Annotated in this window: 10 protein-coding genes; 6 read left to right on the top strand and 4 right to left on the bottom strand. The window is 64.3% G+C overall.

The window, feature by feature from the left end; all coding sequences use genetic code 11:
* The 3 genes from AAAX59_RS09735 to AAAX59_RS09725 form a co-directional block, all read left to right on the top strand.
* On the top strand, positions 1–743 hold a 743-nt coding region (locus AAAX59_RS09735; RefSeq protein WP_349071620.1), incomplete at its 5' end, for a MobA/MobL family protein.
* A 260-nt stretch (positions 744–1,003) separates the two neighbouring features.
* Entirely contained in the window at positions 1,004–1,180 is a 177-nt protein-coding gene (locus tag AAAX59_RS09730) for a hypothetical protein (protein WP_347486780.1), read from the top strand.
* The gene (locus tag AAAX59_RS09725) at positions 1,173–1,739 is read left to right on the top strand and encodes a hypothetical protein (protein WP_349071618.1); all 567 of its coding nucleotides are present in this window, start codon (positions 1,173–1,175) and stop codon (positions 1,737–1,739) included. Before AAAX59_RS09730 ends, AAAX59_RS09725 begins: the two co-directional genes overlap by 8 nt.
* Before the next feature lie 51 nt (positions 1,740–1,790).
* Here AAAX59_RS09725 and AAAX59_RS09720 read toward each other — a convergent pair whose 3' ends face one another.
* Together AAAX59_RS09720 and AAAX59_RS09715 are read right to left on the bottom strand one after the other, a co-directional pair.
* The gene (locus AAAX59_RS09720; protein ID WP_232219801.1) at positions 1,791–2,021 is read right to left on the bottom strand and encodes a type II toxin-antitoxin system RelE/ParE family toxin; all 231 of its coding nucleotides are present in this window, start codon (positions 2,019–2,021) and stop codon (positions 1,791–1,793) included.
* A gap of 25 nt (positions 2,022–2,046) precedes the next feature.
* Positions 2,047–2,283: an antitoxin gene (locus tag AAAX59_RS09715; RefSeq protein ID WP_084591886.1), complete on the bottom strand. Its 237-nt coding sequence runs from the start codon at positions 2,281–2,283 to the stop codon at positions 2,047–2,049.
* A 180-nt stretch (positions 2,284–2,463) separates the two neighbouring features.
* Here AAAX59_RS09715 and AAAX59_RS09710 point away from each other — a divergent pair, with 180 nt between their 5' ends.
* Complete coding sequence (locus AAAX59_RS09710; protein ID WP_349071617.1) at positions 2,464–4,263, top strand: hypothetical protein; 1,800 nt, start codon at positions 2,464–2,466, stop codon at positions 4,261–4,263.
* On the top strand, positions 4,250–4,726 hold the full coding sequence (locus AAAX59_RS09705) for a hypothetical protein (protein ID WP_346983192.1): 477 nt from the start codon (positions 4,250–4,252) through the stop codon (positions 4,724–4,726). The genes AAAX59_RS09710 and AAAX59_RS09705 overlap by 14 nt, the downstream gene beginning before the upstream one ends.
* 63 nt (positions 4,727–4,789) lie before the next feature.
* Here the strand turns inward: AAAX59_RS09705 and AAAX59_RS09700 are convergent, their stop codons facing one another.
* A complete protein-coding gene (locus tag AAAX59_RS09700; RefSeq protein ID WP_346983191.1) occupies positions 4,790–5,116 on the bottom strand; it encodes a hypothetical protein in 327 nt (108 codons plus the stop codon).
* On the bottom strand, positions 5,113–5,436 hold the full coding sequence (locus AAAX59_RS09695; RefSeq protein ID WP_349071616.1) for a hypothetical protein: 324 nt from the start codon (positions 5,434–5,436) through the stop codon (positions 5,113–5,115). The genes AAAX59_RS09700 and AAAX59_RS09695 overlap by 4 nt, the downstream gene beginning before the upstream one ends.
* A gap of 111 nt (positions 5,437–5,547) precedes the next feature.
* On the opposite strand from AAAX59_RS09695, the gene AAAX59_RS09690 reads away from it, so the two are divergent.
* On the top strand, positions 5,548–6,451 hold a 904-nt coding region (locus tag AAAX59_RS09690), incomplete at its 3' end, for a MobA/MobL family protein (RefSeq protein WP_349071614.1).

Here is a 6,451-nt window from a genome sequence, read left to right as displayed (position 1 = left end):
GTATCTCGGGTCAGGCCGCGCGCGACGTCGGTAGCGCTGAACTCACGGCCGTCCGCGCGGCCTGGGCAGAGATCGCCAACAGGCACCTCGCGGCGCACGCCGCGGCCACGGGTACCGCGGCTGTGGCCATAGACCATCGCTCTAATAAAGATAGGGGGCTGGACGAGCAGCCGACCGTCCACGAGGGCGGCGCGGGGCTGATCGGGCACGCCGATCGAGTCAAGCTGAATAAAGAGATACGCGACCGCAACGCCCGCCTGCGGGTCCTTCGCGCAGAGCTGCAGCAGGAGGGCGTTGCGGTCGAGCAGCTGCAACGGGAAGTCGCGGAGCTCGAGCGTCAGCGCGGCCGCATCGAGAAGGCCAAGCGCGGTCGCGCCCAGGGCAGGCACAGGGGCGCGCTGGCCAAGCGCCGCCGCGTGGCCATGGCCACCGCCGCCGCGGCCGCCGATGCCCAACGCCGCGTGGCCATGGCCACCGCGGATCAGGTCGATACCCGCGCGGAGATGATCGCTCAGCTTGACGAGCAAATTGCCGCACTTGACCTCAAGATTCGCCAGCTGCAGGGCGGCAACAGCGCTGCGATGCTGTCCGGCCCCCTGCTCAAGGCCGCGGGGCTGGGCATCGAGCGCCGCAAGCTCGCTGACGAGCGGGCGAGGCTCGCGGGCGAGGACCCCGCGCCTCGCAAGCCCGAGCCGCCGCAGGCCGAACAGAAACGCCCCCGCGGCCACAAGCCCAAGCACTAGCCGCCGGACGGTAGCTTCAGCTACCTTGGCGGCGGCTTTGGCAACGGCCGCCCGCAGCGGCATCCCGACCGTTCGCGGCTGCCGCGGCAGTGGCGAAAAAATATTTTGGAGGGGTCGCGCGTGTAAATATACGCGTGCATGTGCGCCTGCGCGATGGCACGTCTGACCTGCGATAACTAGACTTTTTCGGACTTTTTTGGAGCCGTACGCTTAGGCTGCGCCACGAACGGTGGCGCAGGGTTCAAGGCAAGGAGGTTGTCATGGTCAGGGTTCGTCTTGAGGGCATGACCGACGAGGTTCGGCGCATCGCCGCCGCGATGCAGGCGGCTGGGTGCGTGCTCGAGCGTTCGCGCGAGTACCCCAACCGCGGCGAGAGCGGGTACGTGCGCGTATACCTCGACTGCGATCTGACCGAGGAGGTCGAGGACGATGATTAACATCGACGGAATCGAGTACCGCACTGCTGCACAATGGGAGAAGAAGCACCGCCACGTGCTTAAAGGCCAGCTCAAGAAGGGTGTCGAGCGCTCCTGGCGCTCGCCCAACGGTAACGAGACCATGATGTTTTACAGCGTCGAGCAGACCCGCCCTTGGGCGAAGAAGGATGTCGAAGCCGTCAACCGCCGCCGCCGCGCCGACGCCAAGGCCAAGCGCGACGCCGAGGAGTGCGAGCGCATCGAGGGCGCCGCCCGCGCGGAACAGCATCGCAAAGACCTTCTCGATTGTTGGGGGGCTCACATCGACGAGGAAACCTTGCAGGAGGGCCGCCGCGACCACACCGCCTACCAGTGGTGCGATCTCGGCTTCGTTCCGATTGCCGAAGCTCGGTGGCGGCTTACCCGATACGGAGGCAATTCCGCATGGTATTACTGCTCTCCCTGGGATGTGCGCTATGACCCAGACCGCGCCAAGGAGCTGCTGGAGACGGGGCCGCGCGAGTACGACAGGATGCCCGACGGTCGTCCGTACGATGGGCGTCCGTGGTGGCAAGCGTAAAAACGGGGAGGGTCAAAAACCCTCCCCGTTTCGTTAGCGGTGTCGACCCGCCTACCTGCGAGTCCTGTAGACCTTGCTTCGGTGGTCAACATCGACAACAAGGATGACGAGAACATCGTCCTCGATATCGGCGACTATCCGATAGTCACCGACCCTGTAGCGCCAGAGACCTGACTTGTTCTCGGTCAATCCCTTTCCCATGCTTCTCGGGTCTTCGAGCTGTGAAATCTCATGAAGTTTCGCCACGATCCTCCTGGCGATCTGCTTGTCCAGCTTCTTCATCGAACGCTGGACGTCCTTGTCGATCTCAATCCGCCAAGCCAAGGCTTTCCTCCAGCTCGTCGAGCGTCACGGTCTCAAGCCTGCCGGCCCGGTAATCCTCGACCTTCTTCAATAGGCCGTATTCGTACTCAAGCCTGTCAATCTCGGCAGCGAGCGCTTCTGTCATGTAGAAAGTCTTCGTGCGTCCCGTTGATTTCGCCAAACGGTCGTACCTGATTGCCAAGTCCTCGGGCATCCTCAATGCCGCGGTAGCAGTTGCCACGGTGCACCTCCCAATCATCTGTATAACACGTTATACATTCTAGCACACCATTCGCCGTATAGGTGTAAAACACGTTATACAGATGGCCGCAGGGGTGTACAATAAATATATTGATAATATACGTCCTGTAAAGGCAGGGCCTTACCCCTCGGGGGCGGCTGGTATGTGGGGTGGTGTTCAGTGGCAGATCGCAGGAAGAAACCGGAGCATGATGACGCCTGGTGGGCAGACCAGCGCCATGCCTACATCGAGAAGAACGACATCCTTCTGTCCGACTATCCGTCCTGGGAATGGGTCAGCCCGTACGATTTTTGGAGGACCATCTTCCCCGAGGGCTTTCTGCAGCCCCGCGGCGAGGAGGTCCCGTGGCGCGAGAGGGGCGGCGGCCATCCCAACGGCATCGCCATCCAGATCACCAACAGGACCAAGACGGTCAAGACCAAGACGGGCCGCAAGCGCGACGTCCCCGTGGTCGAGCGGTTTACGTTGACCGACGACCTTGACGGCGTGATGGAGCGCGTCGTCGACTCGAACAGGAAGAACGAGTCCGTCTTCTGCGCGCCCGTGTCGTTTTTCGGCAAGAGCCGCGTTGCCGAGAACGCCCGGTTCCTGCATGCTTTCGCGATCGACCTCGACGGTGTCGGCGTGCAGGAGCTGAAGAACATGCTGAAGCAGTTCCGCAACGGCCACGACCCGAAGCTTGCCGCGGACAAATGGGTGTCCCTCCCCCAACCGACCTTCCTCGTGAACTCGGGTACGGGCTTCCACCTCTACTACGTCCTTGACCAGCCGATTCCGCTGGTCCCGCGCATCGTGCCGTTCGTGCAGGAGATCAAGGCGATGCTCACTGACTACATTTGGCGCGATACCGTCTCGACGCTCGAGGACGTCCAGCACCAGGGCATCTACCAGCCCTTCAGGATGCCCGGCACTCCCACGAAGCTCAATGGCAAGGCCGCGGGATCGAAGATTAAGGACAAGTACGAGGCCGTGGCGTTCGTCCACAACGGCGAGGACGGGAAACCCTGGCGATGCAGCCTCGACTACCTGCTGGGATACGCCGGGGTCCGCGGCGGCAAGGACCGCGCCGAGCTCATCGAGCTCATGCGCACCGCCGGGCGTACGCCCATCGAGCGCGCCAAGAAGCTCTGGCCGGAGTGGTACCAGGCGCGCATCGTCGAGGGCAAGGCCCCCGGCCGCTGGACCTGCAAGCGCGACCTGTACGACTGGTGGCTCGGCGAGGTCAAGACGAAGGCCACCGACCACCACCGCTACTGGTGCCTGAACGTGCTCGCGGCCTATGCGAAGAAGTGCGGTATCCCGTACGAGGAGCTCGAGGCCGATGCGCTCGCGCTCGTGCCGACGCTCGAGGACCTGACCGAGCGCGAGGACAACCATTTCACCGAGGAACACGCGCTCGCGGCCATCGAGGCGTACTACGACCCCATCATCCACAAGCTCACCCGCGACCGCATAGAGCGGCGTACGGCTATCGAGCTGCCGAAAAACAAGAGGAACGGGCGATCTCAGGCGAAGCACCTTGAGGGCGCGCGGGCCATTCGAGACATCAACAATGACAACTGGCGCGAGGGTAATGGACGAAAGCCAAAGGCCGACCTCGTCCGCGAATACGCCGCGGCGCACCCCGACGCCAGCCACAGCGCCATCGCCCGAGAGCTGGGCATCTCGCGCACGACCGTCATCAAATGGCTGCACGATGCGCCGGAGGAAGTTGCCGAGACGGAAAGGCCGAATGGTTCGTGCGACTCAGCGATGGTTGGACTCAGGGACGCCATCCGCACCTGCTTCGAGTTCGCTACCGTCGACGGAACCTTGGTGCTCCCCATAGAAGGAGCTCCATCGGAACGGGAAAAACGGGAACGGGAAACGGTAAAATCATCGGGAACCATCGGGAAAATCCCCGATGGTTCCCGGGAACCGTTCCCGATTGACGATAGGTTGACCAATGGGCATAACTAAGCGTGAAATAGCTGCTGAGCTGGGAGTTTCCAAGCGAACAATAGCTAACTACATCGGTAAACTAGGACTGGGAAACCACGTTTCCCGAAACGGGAACACCGACATCCTCGATGACTTCGCCGCGGCGGCTATCGCCGACGCGCTGAAGAACCTCGAGAAACCGTCCCGCCAGCCAGCCGCCGCGGCGCCCGCCCCGGACTCCCTGGCTGACTCCCTGGCCGCCCAACTGGAAATCGAGCGGTCCCGCAACGCCGAGCTGATGGAGGCGCTTGCGGTCGAGCGCGACCGCGCCGCCCGCGCCGAGGCCGAGGCCAAGGCGCAGCTCGCCGAGGCCAACGCAAGGGTCGCGGAGCTCGCCGGAAAGCTCGCGTCGCTCGCCGAGCGCCAGCAGGCGATCGCCGCGACGCCGTGGTGGCGTCGCGGCCGCATGGCCATGAAGCTGCTCGGCCCAGGGGGAGAATAGCGGGAGCCCCGCGGCCCATCGAAGGGGCCGCGGGGCTCTTCGGTTTTCATCGCGGCGGCAGGTTTAGAACGGGTACACGAGCTTGCCGTCGATCTCGACCTCGGCCACGCCGCAGTACTGGTTGGCGCGGTCCCAGAAATCATCCAGGCTGCCGCCGGGGCCGACCGTCGCGGCAGGCGGCAGGCGCAGCACCTCGCGGCTGAAGCCCCTTTCGGTCCGAGGCTTGGTCCCGTCATCGCCGCCTCCCCTGTCGAACTCGAGGCGGCTCCAGAGCACCGCCGCCGAGCCGTCGGCGGTGAGCTCGAGGACGTCCTTGCTCAGCGCTGCCGATCCGTCGGCGCGGGTGTAGTAGCTCTCGACCTTGTTTTTAAAAGTGATGGTGACGTTCATTTCTGATCCCCCAGCAGCATGTTGACGGCCTCGGCGATCTGTCCGCCGCGGGTGAACGGCTGGCCGTTCGTGTACCGCAGCTGCTCGGTCAGCGCGACGGACAGGGCGCGGCGGCTGTCCTCGGTATCGAAGGTCATGCCAGAGGTCTGCTCGAGGATCGCGCCGACCTCGACAAGTCGGTGGGTTCGCGCCTTCCGCTCCGCCGCGGCCTTCTTCCTCTCGAGGTCCCTCAGCTCCTTCTTCAGCGCGGCGGCGCGGGCTGCCTGCTTGTCTGCCGCGGCCCTCTTCCGTGCAATCTGCTCGTCGATGGATGCCGTCATAAATGACCGCCCTTCCTTGCTCGTTAGTGTTTTGTCTTTGCAGCAAAATATACCCATACTCACGGTAAAATTTCGCGAGCTGGGTATAGCACTACCAGAGGTAGTGCGCACTTGGCAGTACTTTTGCCACGATGCGTCAAAAGTCCTGCACTGCGTGCGGTCTTGGCAGACGGCCCTACGCCCGATCCCGAAGCCGTTCGCCTGAGACGGCTCACGTCTACGGGGTCGGGCTGCGTGGTCGCTGCGCTCCCTTGCACTCCGCGCTGCGGGCACCGTTCGCCGACCGCGGCTCACGGCACTCCGCGCCGCTGCGCGGGGCGCATCTGCGCCCCTTGCCTGAAAGGAACTCGCATGGCCATCTTCCATCTGAACTACCGCGGCTGCTCGCCCGCCACCGGGGCGGGCGCGGTCAGGAAGGCCGCGTACCAGTCGGGCCAGGCGCTTGTGGAAGAGCGGACGGGGCAGCTCTGCGACTATGCCAGGAAGGAACGCGTCGTCGAGGAGGGTCTGTCTCTGCCCGGTGGCGTGCCGCCCATCGGGCGCGGCGAGCTCTGGAACGGGGCCGAGCGGGCATGGGCCGAGGGCGGCGGCGGCAACGAGCTCGTCGCGCTGCGCTATGAGTTTGCGTTGCCGATTGAGCTCGATGCCGACGGCCGCCGCGCCTGCGTGCGCGATTTCTGCGGGATGTTCCCCGCGAAGGCGTGCGACTGGGCGATACATGATGACGGCCGCGGCGGGAACCCCCACGCTCACGTCCTCGTCTCCGCGCTCGACCTTGGCGCTCAGGGCTTCATCCAGAGGACCAAGGGCGAGAAGGGGCAGTGCTGGTACCTGTGCCAGGATGCACATGGGCAGCAGGCGCCCATGTGCGCAACCGATTGGAAGGCAGCCAAGGCAGATGGCTGGGAGAAGATATATAACTTCAAGGATGGCCGCCGCCTGACCATGAAGCAGGCGAAGGCCGAGGGCCTGGGCACGAAGGACCGCACGAGTAAGAGGCCGGTGCAGATGCACC

The sequence above is a fragment of the Collinsella sp. CLA-ER-H2 genome, from assembly GCF_040092405.1.
Taxonomy (GTDB): domain Bacteria; phylum Actinomycetota; class Coriobacteriia; order Coriobacteriales; family Coriobacteriaceae; genus Collinsella.
Note: the sequence above shows the minus strand (reverse complement) of the source record. Positions and strands in the feature narration are given on the sequence as shown.

Coding starts and splice junctions, on each gene's coding strand:
- AAAX59_RS09720 (WP_232219801.1), bottom strand. CDS start 2,021: ATGAAGAAGCTGGACAAGCAGATCGCCAGGAGGATCGTGGCGAAACTT.
- AAAX59_RS09695 (WP_349071616.1), bottom strand. CDS start 5,436: ATGACGGCATCCATCGACGAGCAGATTGCACGGAAGAGGGCCGCGGCA.
- AAAX59_RS09725 (WP_349071618.1), top strand. CDS start 1,173: ATGATTAACATCGACGGAATCGAGTACCGCACTGCTGCACAATGGGAG.
- AAAX59_RS09700 (WP_346983191.1), bottom strand. CDS start 5,116: ATGAACGTCACCATCACTTTTAAAAACAAGGTCGAGAGCTACTACACC.
- AAAX59_RS09705 (WP_346983192.1), top strand. CDS start 4,250: ATGGGCATAACTAAGCGTGAAATAGCTGCTGAGCTGGGAGTTTCCAAG.
- AAAX59_RS09730 (WP_347486780.1), top strand. CDS start 1,004: ATGGTCAGGGTTCGTCTTGAGGGCATGACCGACGAGGTTCGGCGCATC.